The organism is Pseudomonas sp. S2_F07, assembly GCF_054668325.1.
Genome location: NZ_CP162758.1, coordinates 240,406 through 256,520 on the forward strand (window position 1 = coordinate 240,406; position 16,115 = coordinate 256,520).

General features: G+C 60.6%; 13 protein-coding genes. 7 read left to right on the top strand and 6 right to left on the bottom strand.

Features of this window, described 5'->3' with window-relative positions:
- Nucleotides 1-65 precede the first annotated feature (65 nt).
- A complete protein-coding gene (locus AB4O40_RS01105; RefSeq protein WP_056722808.1) occupies nucleotides 66-1,100 on the bottom strand; it encodes an AraC family transcriptional regulator in 1,035 nt (344 codons plus the stop codon).
- Nucleotides 1,101-1,534: 434 nt separating this feature from the next.
- Nucleotides 1,535-2,572: an AraC family transcriptional regulator gene (locus tag AB4O40_RS01110; RefSeq protein WP_223541629.1), complete on the bottom strand. Its 1,038-nt coding sequence runs from the start codon at nucleotides 2,570-2,572 to the stop codon at nucleotides 1,535-1,537.
- Between the two features lie 111 nt (nucleotides 2,573-2,683).
- On the opposite strand from AB4O40_RS01110, the gene AB4O40_RS01115 reads away from it, so the two are divergent.
- Nucleotides 2,684-3,727 carry an alpha/beta fold hydrolase gene (locus tag AB4O40_RS01115; RefSeq protein ID WP_460056589.1) on the top strand — a complete coding sequence of 348 codons (1,044 nt, stop codon included), beginning with the start codon at nucleotides 2,684-2,686 and terminating at the stop codon, nucleotides 3,725-3,727.
- Nucleotides 3,728-3,787: 60 nt separating this feature from the next.
- On the opposite strand, the gene AB4O40_RS01120 is transcribed toward AB4O40_RS01115, so the two are convergent.
- From AB4O40_RS01120 to AB4O40_RS01130, 3 genes are all read right to left on the bottom strand, one after another.
- The gene (locus AB4O40_RS01120; protein WP_056722805.1) at nucleotides 3,788-5,437 is read right to left on the bottom strand and encodes a 3-(methylthio)propionyl-CoA ligase; all 1,650 of its coding nucleotides are present in this window, start codon (nucleotides 5,435-5,437) and stop codon (nucleotides 3,788-3,790) included.
- Nucleotides 5,438-5,618: 181 nt separating this feature from the next.
- Nucleotides 5,619-6,098: a 2,4'-dihydroxyacetophenone dioxygenase family protein gene (locus AB4O40_RS01125; RefSeq protein ID WP_056722803.1), complete on the bottom strand. Its 480-nt coding sequence runs from the start codon at nucleotides 6,096-6,098 to the stop codon at nucleotides 5,619-5,621.
- Nucleotides 6,099-6,213: 115 nt separating this feature from the next.
- Nucleotides 6,214-7,086 carry a TauD/TfdA dioxygenase family protein gene (locus tag AB4O40_RS01130; protein ID WP_201783877.1) on the bottom strand — a complete coding sequence of 291 codons (873 nt, stop codon included), beginning with the start codon at nucleotides 7,084-7,086 and terminating at the stop codon, nucleotides 6,214-6,216.
- A gap of 787 nt (nucleotides 7,087-7,873) precedes the next feature.
- Here AB4O40_RS01130 and AB4O40_RS01135 point away from each other — a divergent pair.
- The 5 genes from AB4O40_RS01135 to AB4O40_RS01155 all read left to right on the top strand — a co-directional run bounded on the left by AB4O40_RS01135 (nucleotide 7,874) and on the right by AB4O40_RS01155 (nucleotide 13,907).
- The gene (locus AB4O40_RS01135) at nucleotides 7,874-9,124 is read left to right on the top strand and encodes an OprD family outer membrane porin (RefSeq protein ID WP_056722799.1); all 1,251 of its coding nucleotides are present in this window, start codon (nucleotides 7,874-7,876) and stop codon (nucleotides 9,122-9,124) included.
- Nucleotides 9,125-9,284: 160 nt separating this feature from the next.
- The gene (locus tag AB4O40_RS01140; protein WP_056722797.1) at nucleotides 9,285-10,646 is read left to right on the top strand and encodes a spinster family MFS transporter; all 1,362 of its coding nucleotides are present in this window, start codon (nucleotides 9,285-9,287) and stop codon (nucleotides 10,644-10,646) included.
- A gap of 85 nt (nucleotides 10,647-10,731) precedes the next feature.
- Nucleotides 10,732-11,706, top strand: coding sequence for an AraC family transcriptional regulator (locus AB4O40_RS01145; protein WP_223541627.1), 975 nt, complete (start codon nucleotides 10,732-10,734; stop codon nucleotides 11,704-11,706).
- A gap of 96 nt (nucleotides 11,707-11,802) precedes the next feature.
- On the top strand, nucleotides 11,803-12,909 hold the full coding sequence (locus tag AB4O40_RS01150) for an NAD/NADP-dependent octopine/nopaline dehydrogenase family protein (RefSeq protein ID WP_056722792.1): 1,107 nt from the start codon (nucleotides 11,803-11,805) through the stop codon (nucleotides 12,907-12,909).
- Entirely contained in the window at nucleotides 12,909-13,907 is a 999-nt protein-coding gene (locus AB4O40_RS01155; RefSeq protein ID WP_460056582.1) for a 3-hydroxybutyryl-CoA dehydrogenase, read from the top strand. Before AB4O40_RS01150 ends, AB4O40_RS01155 begins: the two co-directional genes overlap by 1 nt.
- A 55-nt stretch (nucleotides 13,908-13,962) precedes the next feature.
- Here the strand turns inward: AB4O40_RS01155 and AB4O40_RS01160 are convergent, their stop codons facing one another.
- Nucleotides 13,963-14,664 carry an EthD domain-containing protein gene (locus tag AB4O40_RS01160; protein WP_056722789.1) on the bottom strand — a complete coding sequence of 234 codons (702 nt, stop codon included), beginning with the start codon at nucleotides 14,662-14,664 and terminating at the stop codon, nucleotides 13,963-13,965.
- A gap of 270 nt (nucleotides 14,665-14,934) precedes the next feature.
- Between AB4O40_RS01160 and AB4O40_RS01165 the strand changes: the two genes are divergently transcribed.
- Nucleotides 14,935-16,092 (top strand): HD-GYP domain-containing protein, encoded by a 1,158-nt coding sequence (locus AB4O40_RS01165; RefSeq protein WP_056722787.1) that lies wholly within the window; start codon nucleotides 14,935-14,937, stop codon nucleotides 16,090-16,092.
- Nucleotides 16,093-16,115 lie beyond the last annotated feature (23 nt).

Sequence of the window (16,115 nt, forward strand, 5' to 3'; positions counted from 1 at the left end):
CTGTGCCACAAACACCGTTTTTTGCGGCGACTGTACCAGCAGTCGCCGTTTTTTTTGCCGTGTGTTCAGAATGACTTGGAGGCGGCAGCGTCCGAACCGGACTGTTTCTGCGCGCTGCGCCACACCGCCGGCGGCATGCCGAACTGGTTGATGAACCAGCGGGTAAAGGAGCTCGCCATGGAGAAGCCGAACATGTCGGCAATGTGGCTCAGCGAGTGGTTCGGGTTTTCCATATAACGCAGTACCAGGGCGCGGCGCACATCGTTGATCAGGTCGCTGAAGGCACAGCCATGGTCCTTGAGGCGACGTTGCAGGGTGCGCACGTTCATCCCCTGGTGCTGGGCGATCTGCTCAATGGTGGCGCGGCCCATGGGCAACAGCAGGTAGATGGCCTTGCGCACTTCGAACAGCGTCGAGGTGGTCTCGGGGCTTTGCAGCGAGTCCAGGTAGCTCTGGGCATGACGGGCCATGGTCGGGTCGGCATCGGGGTTGATCATGTCGAGGCTGGCGACAGGGCAAACGATGCCATTGAACTCGCTGCCGAATTCCAGGTTGCAGCCGAATACGCGTCGATGCAGGTACAGGTTGTCCGGCGGCTGGTGCATGAAGTTGACGCTGTAAGGGCGCCAGTGCGAGCCGAGCAGGGCCGAGCACAGACCGAACGTCACGCCGATGGCCAGCTCCGTGGCCTGGCGACTGGGCATCGGCGACTCGGTGACCATCTCTTCACGGATGATCACCATCTTGCCGCACTCTTCAACGAAGATGGCCAGCGAGTCATTCATCAGATGACGGTAGCGCACCATCACCTGCAGCGCTTCGCGCAGGGTGCGTTGATGGCTGAGCAGCAGGCTGACCACGCCGAAGTCCGATAACTGGCGCGACTCGGCCATGCTCAGGCCGAAGGTCTGGCAACCGCTGGCGATGGCCGAATCTTCCAGCAGACGCACGGCGGCATCGATGGGAATGCGCGATTCCGGGTCTTGCAGCTGAGCCTTGTTCAGACCTGCGACTGCCATGACGTCGAGCGGGTTGAATCCCAGGTCCTGGGTAACGTCCAGGTATTTGGTCAAAACGGCGGCGCGAACAAGCGTGGGCATGCGTAGGACTTCCCTCGGCCGATGGTGACGTGAAGATGTGTTGCGCGATCGGGCGCTGTTCTGATGATGTTTGCGCTGCTCCCGGGACGATCCCGGTGGGGGACTGCAAGTAGCGCGACCAGATCCAGGATCGTATTTTTTGCATCACCATCGAATGGGTTGCTGGACCCGAATTCACGAACCGCTGGAGCCATCAAGGACCCAGGATCCTGGGCGGTCTACGTGTATCCGGTAGGTGTTGTGGCCCCCATCAACGGAGCAGGGGCCACTGACCCATAGTAGGTTGCACGAGCGCGGTGCAAGGAGCATTTCAGGACAGAATCTTCGCGTATTGGGACGCTTGCGCAAGGGTGGCGGGGTCAGAAACGTCGGGGGTGCGAGGCTCAGGCAATGTGGCTGGCCAACAGGCTTGAGTCGGCCATTAACCTGCTTTCTTATTCAGGCGACAGGGGCCCGGATGCCGTCTTGCTCGCTCGGTAGGAGACGGCCCAAGCCGAGGGTGTCTTGCCAAAACGGCTGCGGAACCAGCGTGAAAAATCACCGGCAGAGGAAAAACCGAGGAGTTCGGCGACTTCATACAATCGGCGCTTGCTGTTGGCCAGATACTCTTCGGCGAGTTCGGCGCGTACGGTATTCATGATGGTCGTGACACTCTCTCCCTCGGCTGCCAGGTGTCGGTTGAGGGTGCGTCGGTGCATTCCGAGATGCTGGGCCACGCCATCGACGGAGCACAGTCCGCTTGGCAGTAGCATCTTGACGATCTGGCGTACCCGCTGCGCCGGTTCGTCGCGCAGGTTGGCCAACTGCATGTCCAGCGATCGCTTCACCTCGCGATGCAACGCGGGGTCGGCCGTGGGAATAGGCAGGTCCAGATCATGCCGACGGCATACGATGGCATTGAATTCCTGGGAAAACTCGATGTTGGTACCCAACACGCGGTGGTGCACTTCGAGGCTGGAAGGTCGCTCGTGAGTGAAACTGACCCTTACCGGCCGGAAGGCATGGCCGCTCAGGATGCTCAACGTGCGAAGCATAATACCGGTTGCCTGTTCAATCGCCTGGCGCCAGACGCCACGATGGCCCTGCATGTTTACACCCACATGCAGCAGGGTCAGGTCGCCTGCATCCTCGAGCCACATTTGCACACCGGCGTTATGCAAGCGCGTATAGCGAAAGCACGATTGCAGCGCTGCGCGAAGTGTTGGCTCTTCGCGGATGAGCAGCGCGAGCATGCCAAAGTTGGAGAGGTGCCGGGTTTCCGCAAGCAGCAGCCCGAAGGCCTCCTGGCCGGACAGGCGGGCTGACTCCTCCAGCAGCCAGCCTACCGAATCGCTGCTGATCATGATGTTGGGATCGTCGAGGACACTGGCCGGTAGCCGGGTCATGCGCAGCATGCGAAATGGATCGAGCCCCACTGAACGGGCAACCTGCTCAAAGTCGGTAAGGCTGGCGCTTCGCGTCAAGGTATACATGCTTGGCCTCGTGTCCCAGTTTCACCAGATTGTGTCCCGGGAAGCTTAGTGCAGGACAACCGCCCAAGGCTACCTTCACGCCGACAATGACAACAAAGATGGAGGTAGATAATGGACACGCGCACCGCTACAGGTATCGGCCAGCCGCTCGCGGCAAGGGCGCAGGTGGACGCCGACGACCCCGATGCATTCAACCACTGCTTTGCCGAACTCAACGGCATTCGCATGCATTACATCGACGAGGGACAAGGGCCTCTCGTCATCCTGCTGCACGGTTTTCCTTACCTTTGGTACATGTGGCGGCGCCAGATCGCGGCACTGGCCGAGGCCGGTTATCGAGTCGTGGTCCCTGATCAGCGGGGGTTTGGCCAAACCGATCGACCCGATGCCATTGAAGCCTATGACATAAGTCAGGCCGTCGGCGACATGGTCGGCTTGATGGCGACGCTGGGCGAAACATCGGCTGTGATCATCGGGCACGACCTGGGCGCCTGGGTGGCCCAGGCGGCGGCCATGCTGCGGCCGGATCTGTTCCGTGGCCTGGTGATGCTCAATACGCCAGTGCCGCCGCGGGGCAAGGTCAAGCCGACCATAGGCTTGCAGGCAATGGCGAAGGGCAGGGTGTATCACCACCTGTATTTCCAGCAGCTCCACAAGCCGGACCGCGAGTTGGCCAGCGATCCGCGCAAGACCTTGCGCAGCGTCTTCTACTCGATCTCCGGCAGCGCTGTCGGGGCTGAACGCTGGCGCCTGTTCGTCGAACCTGGTGAACCCATTCTCAACGCGTTCACTGAGCCGAAGGGCGAGTTCCCGTCATGGCTGAGCCCACGGGCGCTCGACTACTACGTCACTGAATACACGCGCACAGGGTTTACCGGTGCCTTGAACTACTACCGCTGTCGTGACCGGAACTGGGAGATCACCGCGTTTCTCGACGGTGCGCTGGTACGCCAGCCGAGTATGTTCATTGGCGGTGCCGCCGACCCTTCGCTGGAACCGGACGAAATCCGCGCGCTCTACGAACGGCTCGACACTTATCTGCCCGGGCTGCAGAAGAAGGTCTTGCTACCCGGCGTGGGCCACAGCGCCGCGGAAGAAAGCGTCGATCAAGTCAATGAATTACTCCTGACCTTTCTCGAGCAACTGGAGCGCTAGAAACAAGTGCACTGTGCGTGGTCGCGATCACTCGCGGCCACGCACAGTGCTTACACTCGTTCAGCCGGCAACCTTGACCAGCAGATGGTCACCGAACTGCTCGCGCAGACGGTTCTTCTGGATCTTGCCCGTAGCACCCAACGCAATCGTATCGACAAAGATCACATCATCCGGCGTCCACCACTTCGCGATCTTGCCTTCATAAAATGCGAGCAGTTCTTCTCGCGTCAGTGTCGCTTGCGGCTTCCTGACGACGATCAGCAATGGGCGTTCGTCCCACTTGGCGTGTCTGGCGGCAATGCAGGCCGCCTGGGAGACTGCCGGATGGCCCATCGCAATGGTTTCCAGCTCGATGGAGCCTATCCATTCGCCGCCCGACTTGATCACATCCTTGCTGCGATCGGTGATCTGCATGAAGCCATCGACGTCGATGGTCGCTACATCGCCGGTTGGGAACCACCCTTGGCCTGCGTGCTCGAGCAGCGGCGAACTGTTCGTTTCGTTCCTGAAATAATCGCGCACCACCCAGGGTCCACGCACCAACAGCTCACCCGAGGTTGCGCCGTCCCAGGGTAATTCCATGCCATCGGCGTCAACGATCTTCATGTCGACGCCAAACACCGCCCGGCCTTGCTTGGATTGCACGACATGACGCTCTGCCGGGGACATTTCGAGGTGCCTGGCCTTCAGGGCGCCGACGGTTCCGATAGGGCTCAGCTCCGTCATCCCCCAGACGTGCAATACCGCTACGCCGTAGGTTTGCTCAAAGGTGTGCAGCATGGACGGGGGGCAGGTCGCGCCACCAATGATGCTGCGTTTCATGCTGGAGAATTGCCGGCCGGTTTTTTCCAGATGACCAAGCAAGCCTTGCCACACGGTCGGGACACCCGCGGACAGTGTCACCTGCTCGGCTTCGAGCAGTTCGAACAGCGATGCTCCATCCAGGGCCGGTCCGGGAAATACAAGTTTTGCCCCGACCATGCACGCGATGTAGGGAAGTCCCCAGGCGTTGATATGGAACATCGGCACAACGGGCAGGATCACGTCGTGCGCCGAACAATTCAGGGCATCGGGGAGCGCGGCGGCATAGGTGTGCAGCACCGACGAGCGATGACTGTACAAAACCCCTTTCGGGTTGCCCGTCGTGCCAGAGGTGTAGCAGAGCGTACTGGCGGCATCCTCGTCGAAAACCGGCCAGGCGTAGCCGGCGGATCCCTGTTGAAGGAGGTCTTCATAGCACAGCAAGTTGTCGATGCCGGCATCCTTGGGCATACGCGCCTGATCGGTCATGGCGATGAACGCCTTGACCCCATTGCAGCGCCCGGCGATGGCCTTGATCAGTGGCAGGAAGGTCAAGTCGAAGAAGATGTACTGGTCTTCGGCGTGATTGGCGATGTAGGCGACCTGGTCTTCATGCAGGCGAGGGTTGATGGTATGCACAATGGCACCCATGCCGGCAACGCCGTAGTACAACTCCAGGTGCCTATAGCCATTCCATGCCAGTGTACCGATTCGCTCGGAAGGCTTGACGCCCAGGCGGGTCAGCGCGCTGGCCAGCTGGCGCGCGCGGCGGTGGCAGTCACGGAAGGTGTAGCGATGGATATCGCCCTCCACCCGACGGGATACGATCTGCGTATCGCCGTGATGGCGGTCGGCATGTTCAATGAGTGAGGAAATCAAAAGCTGCTTTTGCATCATCAGGCCTTTCATGGCATCGCTCCGTTCGCTTGTCTGTGATCGGGGAGCGAGCAGGCGGCCAGGCCCGGGTCAGATGTCGCGTCAAGACCGCGACCCGACACAGCCTGTTTCCCTCCCCTGAATGATTGCCAACCGGCAACTGGCCCGGTCGCCCCTTGAACCAGAGGCGCCGGGTTTTCCCGTGAAATCCGGGTCAGTTGAATGCCGTCAGGTCCTTCGGCGCGATGTCATGTTGCTCGCAATAAGCCAGATAGCGTTGCAACCCGGTCTTCCAGTTCTCCAGCGCGACGATGTTGTCGTTGCCGTCAAGGAACGCGAGATCGCCCGTCACTTGAACCAGCATGAGCGAATACCCGTCCGTGGTCCCCGTGCTGACGACTTCAGGGGTGTGAGTCGACGCGGCCGTCTCGTAGACGATGCTGCCGGGGCCGGCGATCCAGTCGTGTTCCTTGTATTTCCACTGGCCTTCGATCGTGTAGACCATGACCGTGCCCGTGTGGTGGTGCTTGGGCAGTTGCATGTCCAGCGGCGCCTTCATCATGACAATCCATTCACCGCGAATCGGGTCAAGCTTGAAGTACTTCAGCAGGACGTTTTCGGCATAGGGCGTAAAGGGAATCCACGGCAGCGATTCGCCATCGATGACTGCGGTGTCGACGTGTTCGTAGAGCATAGGTATCTCCATTGTTTTTGTTTGAGGTCGAGCATTTGTGAGCGGCCAGGGCTGCCCGACTGACTCAGATGGTCGGTCGGGTGCCCTAAATTCTCCCGGAGGGAACCCGTTTGGATTAGGCAAGCGGGGTGCCCGCAAGGGTGGCGCGCAGCATCTTTCTGGGTGCATTGCCGTAGTCCGCCACCGCGTAGTGCTGGACTTGCAGGTTGTCCCACATGGCAATCGTGTTGGTTCGCCACTTCAGGCGTACCTGGTACTCCGGAATGGCAGCCTGGGACATCAGGTAGTTCATCAGGTGATGAGCCTCTGGCATGAAGTCCTGGCCGTAGCGGATATCCTCGAAGTTGAAGAAGTTCGAGAAGTGGGTCGTGAACGCGGAGTTGACGAACAAGACCTTTTCGCCGGTCTCCGGATGGGTAAGCACCACCGGGTGTTCAACGGCGGGGTTCTTCGCGGCCATCCCATGACGCTCTTCGCGTGGCAACTGGGCGCCGAAAGTCTGCTCGGCGCCATGCTTTGCATACAGACCGTCGATTCGTTGCTTGATGGCCTGCGGCAGTTTTTCGTAAGCCATCACCATGTTGGAAAACAAGGTATCGCCGCCGGCCTCCGGCCCCATCTCGCAGCGCAAAACCGCACCGCGGGGCGGCGCCGGCTTGTAGGTGACATCGGCATGCCAGAGGTTTTCGCGGCTGGCCTTTTCGACATAGCTCTTGGGTTTACCCGGATCGAGATTGCGATACAGCATCAGCAGCTTGTCCGCCTCCGGATGGCTCGGTGCCAGAGGGTGGGCTTCCAGTTCGCCGAATTGCGCGGCGAAGTGCTGTTGCTCCAGGGGGGTGATGTCCTGGTCGCGGAAGAACAGCACTTTGTGCTTCAACCACAGTGCCCTGATTTCTGCGATCAGTTCGGGGTCCTGGGCAGCGTCGGCCAGGTTGACGTTGCTGAGCTCGGCACCGATGGCGGGGGAGCAAATCTGCACCTTGATCGAATGCTGGCGCACTGACGAGCGGATAATGGCGGGTGCCGAGGCGGGAAGAGGTGAAGGAGCGTCTTGGGGTGCGGCGACTGTTGTCATTGTTGTCTCCAATCCGTGCTTGTCCGGGTGCGCTGTGCACATCCGGTATAGGTAGCGGGTCCCTGCCAGTGGGGCAGGGATGCAGGTCCAATAGTAGGTGTCCAGGGCGCAATGTCATGGGCATGGCGGGACAGTTTCTTCGCATATTGGGACGCTGGAGAGGAGGAGAACGAACAAAGTTGCTCGCGGGCTGCAGTACCCGGCCGGTCTGCATCTGACTGCGCAATTGGAGAGTCGCCTGCGCAATCGGGGAGGTTGGCGGGCAGTGCAATCGCTAGTTTAGGGTCCATTCAGCAACAAGACCTCGCTAAAGGAAGGCTTATGCAATACAGGCTTGCCATCGCCCACTGTGGGCCCTGCGCTTTTGAGTCGACTAAGGGAAACCTTTAGCCGGGTTGAAGATTTCCCCCCAGAGGATGCTGTTCATCTCGATATCGGCGCGGCGCCTGCTGACTTACCTTGGTTAGACAAGAGGCGTGTCGTCGTGGCGGACTGTTCCATTGAGCCCGCCTGGCGTTTTACCCCCATAACAACAATAGGCCTGACAATGCTCGAACCCATCGTTCTCTATATCCCTGATGCAATCCGCCTTCCTGCGCAAGAAGGCTCGGTGTTCGGCTGCCGGCATTTTTAATTTTCAGTTCGAATCTGCTCCTATAAATACAGTGCCCAGCACATACAAGTGTGGAGAAGTTAGATGTATCAGGTAAAACAATCTTGCCGTGGGCTCGGTATTGCCGGCGTGTTGGGAATGATCTGTTCACCATTGGCAGTCTATGCCGATGTTGTCGATGACAGTCACTTGAAAGTGGATACGCGCAACTTCTACTTGCACCGTAACTACACCAATAACAACGCGCCGGTTTCTGAAGTGCATAGTTGGTCTCAGGGTTTCGATGCGCAGTTTACGTCCGGTTATACCGACACGGCCCTGGCCATCGGCCTTGATGTGGATGCGCAGTACGCCGTGCGCCTGGATTCGTCGGGCAACGACGGTTCGCTGCCCTACAGCGTCCGTGACCAGCAGACGGCCGATGACTACAGTCGCGCCGGTGCAACCTTCAAGATGCGCTACAGCAAGACCGAGCTGAAGGTGGGTGACCTTCGCCCACAATTGCCGGTGGCGTACGATGACACCAGCCGGCAACTGGATACGATCTATCAAGGGGCTGTGGTCGAGTCCAGGGAAGTCGACGGGTTGACGATGACCGGTGGCCGGTTCTGGTCTGCCGTGACGCGGGAATCTTCCAACCACGAGAAACTGTACAAGTTTGGCTCCACCGATAATCTCGACAGTGACGGCCTGGATTTCGGCGGCGCAACTTACGACATTACCAAGAACCTGCAAGCCAGTTATTTCTACGGCGTGTTGCACGATATTTATCAGCAACACTATTTTGGCCTGATGCATATGGCTGACCTGGGTAATGGCTACAAACTTAAAACCGACTTGCGCTACTTCAATAACAATGAAGATGGCAATGCCTTGAACGGTGAGATCGACAACCGTTCCTACGGTGGCTTGTTCACTTTGCTCAAAGGCGCGCACATGTTTGGCCTCAGTTACCAGCGCATGCTTGGTGACAGCGTGTTCCCGACGATGAACGGTTATATCCCGCAACCTTACCTGGTGCACTGGTCGTCCCTGGGGTTTGTCCGCCCGGATGAAAAGTCCTGGGGCGCGCGCTACAGCTATGACTTTGCCGGGATGGGCATGCCGGGGCTCAAGCTCTACACCCGCTACATCAAGGGTACCAACTGGGACCGAGGCAACAACCTGAGCGACAACCAGGAAAGCGAACGCTTCCTGGGGCTCAGCTACGTGGTCCAGAGCGGAGCGCTGCAAGGCCTGGGGCTGGACCTGCGCAACATCGACGTGAAACAGAAGTACGGCTACGACTACAACGAATTCCGTGTCGCCACGACCTACACCTGGAAGTTCTGGTAAGCCCGGTCCACCCAGGGATTGACCCCATAACAATAAGAGGCCTGACCATGTTCGAACCCTTTGTCCTTTGCATCTGCCCCGCAACTTCCCAGTCGGTGTGCTGTGCACCGTCACCCGGCGCGCTGCGCGCATGAGCGGATTCCAAGAGGAGCAAACACTAGTGAATATCCAGGTCGATAACGCGGTCCTGCAGCAGCAGAAGAAGAAAACCTACATTTACGAGTGGTACGTGGTCGGCTTGTGCATGATCGCCTACATCTTTTCATTTGTGGATCGGCAGATCCTGGCGCTGATGATCGAGCCGATCAAAGCCGACCTGCAGATCAGCGACACCCAGTTCAGCTTGCTGCACGGGCTGGCCTTTTCGTTGTTCTATGCGTTCATGGGCATGCCCATCGCCTATCTGGCCGACCGCTTCTCCCGGCCGAAGATCATCGCCGTCGGCGTGGTGTTCTGGAGCCTGGCGACGGCGGCCTGCGGCCTGAGCAAGAACTTCCTGCACATGTTCCTCGCCCGCATTGGCGTTGGCGTCGGCGAAGCGGCCCTGTCGCCCTCGGCCTATTCGATGTTCAGCGACATGTTCCCCAAGGAGAAACTCGGCCGCGCCGTGGGCATCTACTCGATCGGCTCGTTCGTCGGTGGTGGCCTGGCCTTCCTGGTGGGCGGCTATGTGATCGCGATGCTCAAGGACATGAACACCATTGAGGTCGCCGTTCTCGGCGCGATGAAGGCCTGGCAGCTGGCGTTCTTCATTGTCGGCCTGCCCGGCATCGTGGTCGGCCTGTTGATCTGGCTCACCGTGCGCGATCCGGCGCGCAAAGGCCTGCAGGTCGATGCGCAGGGTCGGGCGAAGAAGGTCGCGATGAGCGATGGCTTGCGCTTCCTTGGCCGCCACCGTGCCACTTTCACCTGCCATTACCTGGGCTTTTCGTTCTACGCCATGGCCCTGTTCTGCTTGATGAGCTGGAGCCCGGCGCTGTACATCCGCAAGTTTGGCCTGTCGCCGATGGAGGCTGGCTACATGCTCGGCACCGTGCTGTTGGTGGCCAACACCGCCGGGGTGCTGTTCGGTGGATGGCTCACCGACTACCTGGCCAAGAAAGGTCATCAGGACGCTGCCATGCGCACTGGCGTCATCGGTGCCCTCGGCATGGCGGTGCCGGCCGTGCTGTTCTCGCAAGTCGATCAACTTTGGCTGTCGGTGACCCTGTTGGTGCCGGCGATGTTCTTCGCTTCGTTCCCGATGCCGGCGTCCACGGCAGCGATGCAGATCCTCGCGCCGAACCAGGTACGTGCGCAGGTATCGGCGGTGTTCCTGCTGATCAGCAACCTGCTGGGGTTGGGCCTGGGCACCACGCTGGTGGCGCTGTTGACCGACCGCTACTTCGGATCGCCTGCGGCAGTCGGCTCGTCGATGTCGCTGGTGATCGCCGGCGCCTCGGCATTGACCGTACTTCTACTGTGGCGTGGTTGCCGTCATTTCCGCGAAAGCTATGCCCGTGAGCACCCGACCCGGGCCTGATTGGTCATAGTCCACGATCGGCGCCCCGGCCTCGCTCCTGTTAAAGGGAGCGGGGCCGAGGTGCTCCAGGTCAGGAGAACCCTTGATGTTGAATGACGTACACCTGCTTGAACGGCACAGCCTGCTCAGCTCGGCCGATTACCGCGAGATCAAGGACAAGGTCAGCCAATACCTGTGCCCCCACAGCTTCAACGTGCTGTGTGACGAGCCGATCCACACCCGGCTCAACGGCGTATTCTTCGGCGATTCGGCACTGCTCGACCTGCGCTATGGCGCGCCGGTGGAGATCACCATCGGCGACATTGCCGATCAGTACCTGTTTCGCATCACCTTGCAGGGGCATTGCGAAGTGGCCCACGGGCGGCGCAGCGCGGCGATGCAGTCGGGCTACCTGAGCGTTTCCTCGCCGTTCGCGCAAAGCCGCATCGTCACCGATGGCGAGTGCCGCAACCTGATCCTGCGCGTCGACCGTGATGCCCTGGAGACGCAACTGCAACGCCTGCTTGGCCGCAGCCTGCGACAGTCGGTGATCTTTGATGTCAGCGTCGACCACCTGGGCGTCGGGGTCGTCAGCCTCTATCACACCCTGGACTACATTTGCCGGCTGTACGGCAGCGGCGTTGACGGTTCGCGCCTGGCTAGCGGCCTGTCCGAATACCTGATGCAGTTGCTGCTCACTCAGCTGCCGCACAACTACTCGGCGGATCTGTTGATCGACTCGCGCGCGCCGCTGCCGCACCACGTGAAAAAGGCCCGTGACTACATCGAGGAACACCTCGACGAACCGATCAGCCTGACGACCCTGAGCGAACTGTGTGGCGTCTCGGTGCGCACCTTGCAGAACGGCTTCAACCAGTTCCTCCAGCAGGCGCCGGTCGAGTACATCCGCGACCGTCGCCTGGCGGTGATCCACGAATCGCTCAAACAGGGCAGGGCCGGCGAGACCGTCACCGATATCCTGTTGCGTCATGGCATCAACAGCTTCGGGCATTTTTCCAGCGCCTACCGGCAGCGCTATGGTTGCCTGCCGTCGGACACCCTGCGGCGGCAAAAGCATTGAGACTCCTGCGCAATCCGTCATTCGGCTGCGCAATCGGATGAGTCCGTGGCGGTGCGGCTCGATAGGATCGAGTCTCTGACAAAAAGGAGTATCTGCATGAATATTACTGTGCTGGGTGGTGGTCACGGCTGTTACGCCGCTGCTGTCGAAATGGCTGAAAAGGGCCACCAGACCCGCCTGTGGCGTCGAGACGGCGCCGCGCTCAAGGAACTGCTGGCCATCGGCAGCCTGACCATCAAGGACTACAAGGGCACTCGCAAATTGTCCGTCGGCCAGCAGGGCGACAAGCTCTCGTTCAGCGACGACCTGGCCGAAGCCCTGGCCGACGCACAATTGGTGATCATCCCGCTGCCGTCGACCTCCCACGAAGACCTGGCCAAACATGTTGCGCCGCACCTGCACGACGGTCAGGTGGTGTTCCTGCCGCCGGGCACCTTCGGCAGCTTCGTGTTCGCCAAGGCCATGGCCGATGCGGGCAACCGCAGCAAGGTCGCCTTCGCAGAAACCGGTACGCTGCCGTACCTGGTACGCAAACACGGCGCCAGCGACCTGGTGATCAGCGGCTATGCTACCCGCCTGCCGACCGGGGTATTGCCCAGCAACCTGTCCGAGCATGCTTTCGCGGTGCTGCGTGAAGCCTACCCGAGCGTCGAGCCGATTGAAGACGCCCTGAGCGGTGCGTTGATGAACGCAGGTCCCATCATCCACCCGCCGCTGATCATGATGAACGCAGGTCCACTGGAGCATTTCGAGGCCTGGGACATTCACAACGAAGGCACCCAACCGTCAATTCGCCGCGTGACCAACCAGCTCGATGCCGAGCGCATGGCCGTGCGCGAAGCACTGACCTACGGCGCGCCGCATTTCCCGCTGTCCGACCACTACAACACCACTGAAGGCGACGAGTGGATGTACGGTCGCGGTGCCCATGGCAAGCTGACCGACAGCGGCGACTGGCGCGAAGACATCGACCTGCAGAAGCATCGCTACATGCTCGAAGACACCCGCCTGGGCCTGTCCTTCCTGGTGTCCGTCGGTCGCTGGGCCGGTGTGCCGACTCCGGTTGCGCAAGGCCTGCTGAGCATCGCCTCGGTCGTCGCTGCGCGTGATCTCTACGCCGAAGGCCGCACCCTGGAAAACCTCGGTCTGGCCACGCTGAGTCGGGCGCAGATGACCGAGCTGCTGACCAAGGGCTACAACTGATGAACGCCGCGCTGCCCCAAGTCAGCGTGGTCGGTGCCGGGCGGATGGGCGAGGGCATTGCCCTGGCATTCATCCATGCGGGCCTGCCGGTGACCCTGATCGATATCAAGGATCGCGCCGAGGATGAGCGGCACGGCTATTTCGAGCGTGTGCGCAACAACATCCACAGCGAATTGCAGATGCTGGTACGCCTTGGTGTGCTCGAAGGGCATCAGGCGGACATCGCGCTAGCCCGGTTGACGCTGCAATCCAGATCCCAAACCGCAGAGGTTTTGCGCCAGTGCGACCTGGTGTTCGAAGCGGTGCCGGAAGTCATCGCAGTCAAGCAGGAGACCTTCGCCTGGGTCAGCGAGCATGTCCCGGCCTCGACCATCATCGCCTCGACCACTTCGACTTTCCTGGTCACCGAACTGAGCGAAATGGTCAGTGAGCCCCAGCGCTTCGTGAACGCGCACTGGCTAAATCCCGCGTACCTGATGCCGTTGGTGGAAGTCAGCCGCAGCGATGCGACCTGCCCGCAGGTGGTCCAGAGGCTGCTGCAACTGCTCAAGCGCATCGGCAAGGTGCCCGTGGTGTGCAACCCGGTGGCTGGCTACATCGTGCCGCGCATCCAGGCATTGGTCATGAACGAAGCGGCACGGATGGTGGAAGAGGGCGTGGCCAGTGCAGAGGATATCGACACGGCGGTACGCGTCGGCTTTGGTTTACGTTTCTCGGTGCTAGGCCTGCTTGAGTTCATCGACTGGGGCGGCGGCGACATCCTTTACTACGCCTCGCGCTACCTGAGTGGTGCGCTGTCACCGCGCTTCGAATCGCCGCAGGTAATCGCCGACAACATGCAAAACGGCCGCAATGGCTTGCGCGATGGCCAGGGTTTCTACGACTACCGCGACATGGACGTAGACGCCTACAAGCAGCAGCGCCTTGGCGACTTTGTTCGCAAGCTGGAGTTGTCGGGGCTGACGCCTGCGTTCGATGGCGCCTTGAAACAGGCCTGAGCATCAGGGCCTGGAGGCCGGGCCCTGACACGCTTCACGCTACGATTTCCCAGTCCTACAGGCAGTACTGGCTGGTGGGCAGCACGTCGATCTTGTCGAAATCGATGAAGCGGCTGCAACTGTCCATCATCGCCGCCAGGTTGCGCTGGAATTTCGCGTCGTCGCCCGCCGCATCGAAAAAGGCCATGGGATCGGTCATGGCCGCTGGCGGAAAACATTCCTCGACGATGGCGTCGATCCGTGGGGCGCCGTGGGTCAGTGCCGACACCACCAGGTTTTGCACGTACTGGAAGTTGGCTTGCGTGTCCACGGCCACGGCCGTGTGATGGTTGCGCCAGATGTCCAGCCAGGCCTCGGGGGTCAGCCGTGGAGGGCGGGTCAGCAGGGCCAGTTGGGCAAATCCGTGGGTACGCTCACCGGGCGTTGCCGGGAACCGGGTATTGGCGATGGCGACCGACTCGCAGACCAGGTAGGCGGCCATGCGCGCGGTTGCCGCGCTGATCAATTGGTCGAACGGGCGACGGGCCGGGCCGTTGGCACTGTCCAGCCACAGTGACAGGCTGCCATCGGGCAACGGTCGGTTGTTTTCCTGGCGCAGGCCGCTGGCCGGCTGGACATCGGCATCGGCCAGGTTCAATTGCACACCTCGGGCACCGAGTGCCTGCAATTGCCCGGCGACCTCGCTGCGCAGGCGATGGGCGAAGGTATCAGGACTGACTTGGGTATCACGCCACAGCAGATAGATGACTTTTTCCATAGCTATCAAGCTCCTCGTTGCGGTTGATGGATGGGGTCGCGGTCGTGCTGTCTGGCCCATCCGGATGACCGAAAATCCCTGGCGTCATAGTCAATCAAGGTCAGCCCCGGGTAATACTTCAAACAGACTATTGACTCACAATATGAGGGCAATGACTGCGCCGCTCGACGCCGGGCAGCCATGGAAAACAGCAGCTAAGCTCTCTTGCGCCGGGGTGGCAGTGCAAGCGTTGCCCCGGGAGGTCCATTTCCGGCAAGGGAGCCACCCGCCATGAGCGCCGAACAGAGTCATTACAGCCCGCCGACCCTGCTGGTGGTCGATGACACGCCCGACAACCTGATGCTGATGACGGATTTGCTCAAGGATCGCTACCGGGTCAAGGCCGCCAATAGCGGTGAAAAGGCTTTGCGCGTACTGCAGGGCGACACCCTCCCGGACCTGATCCTGCTGGACGTGATGATGCCCGGGCTGTCCGGCCATGAAGTGGCCCGGCAGCTCAAGCGCGACCCGCGTACCCGCGACATTCCGATCATCTTCCTGACGGCCATGGCCGGCACCGAAGACGAGATCCATGGCCTGGAGCTGGGGGCCGTCGACTACATCACCAAACCGATCAGGCCGGCGCTGGTCCTGGCGCGGGTGGATACCCAGCTCAAGCTCAAGGCGGCGGCAGACTTCCTGCGCGATCACAACGACTATCTGGAGAAGGAGGTGGCGCGCCGGACCCGCGAAGTGATTGCGATCCAGGATGTGGCCATCCAGGCCATGGCTTCACTGGCCGAGACTCGCGATAACGAAACGGGCAACCATATCCGGCGGACCCAGCATTACATCAAGGTGCTGGCGGAGCATCTACGCGGTCATCCGCGCTTCAGTCACTTTCTCACCGAGGCCACCATCGCGTTATTGTTCAAGTCGGCGCCGCTGCATGACATCGGCAAGATTGGCATCCCCGACCATATCCTCCTCAAGCCGGGACGCTATACCGAGGAAGAATTCGAGATCATGAAGACCCATACAACGCTGGGGCGTGACGCCATCCAGCATGCCGAGGATCAGCTTGGCATTCGCGCCGAATTCCTCAGCCTGGCCAAGGAGATTGCCTACAGTCACCAGGAAAAATGGGACGGCAGTGGCTATCCGCAAGGGCTGGTGGGTGACGACATCCCTATCAGCGCCCGGTTGATGGCGGTGGCGGACGTCTATGACGCGTTGATCAGCCGTCGGGTCTATAAAGCGGGGATGCCCCACGCGCAAGCCGTCGAGATTATTCGTCAGGGGCGCGGCACGCACTTCGACCCCGATATCTGCGATGCCTTCCTGGATTGCCTCGAACAATTCCAGACCATTGCCGAGCGCTTCGCCGATACCGACCAGGACATGGCCGTCCAGCGGGCGGCCCTGGAGCGTCTCGGCCAGACTCCGTGAATCGGCAACTGTCCCTTTGTCAG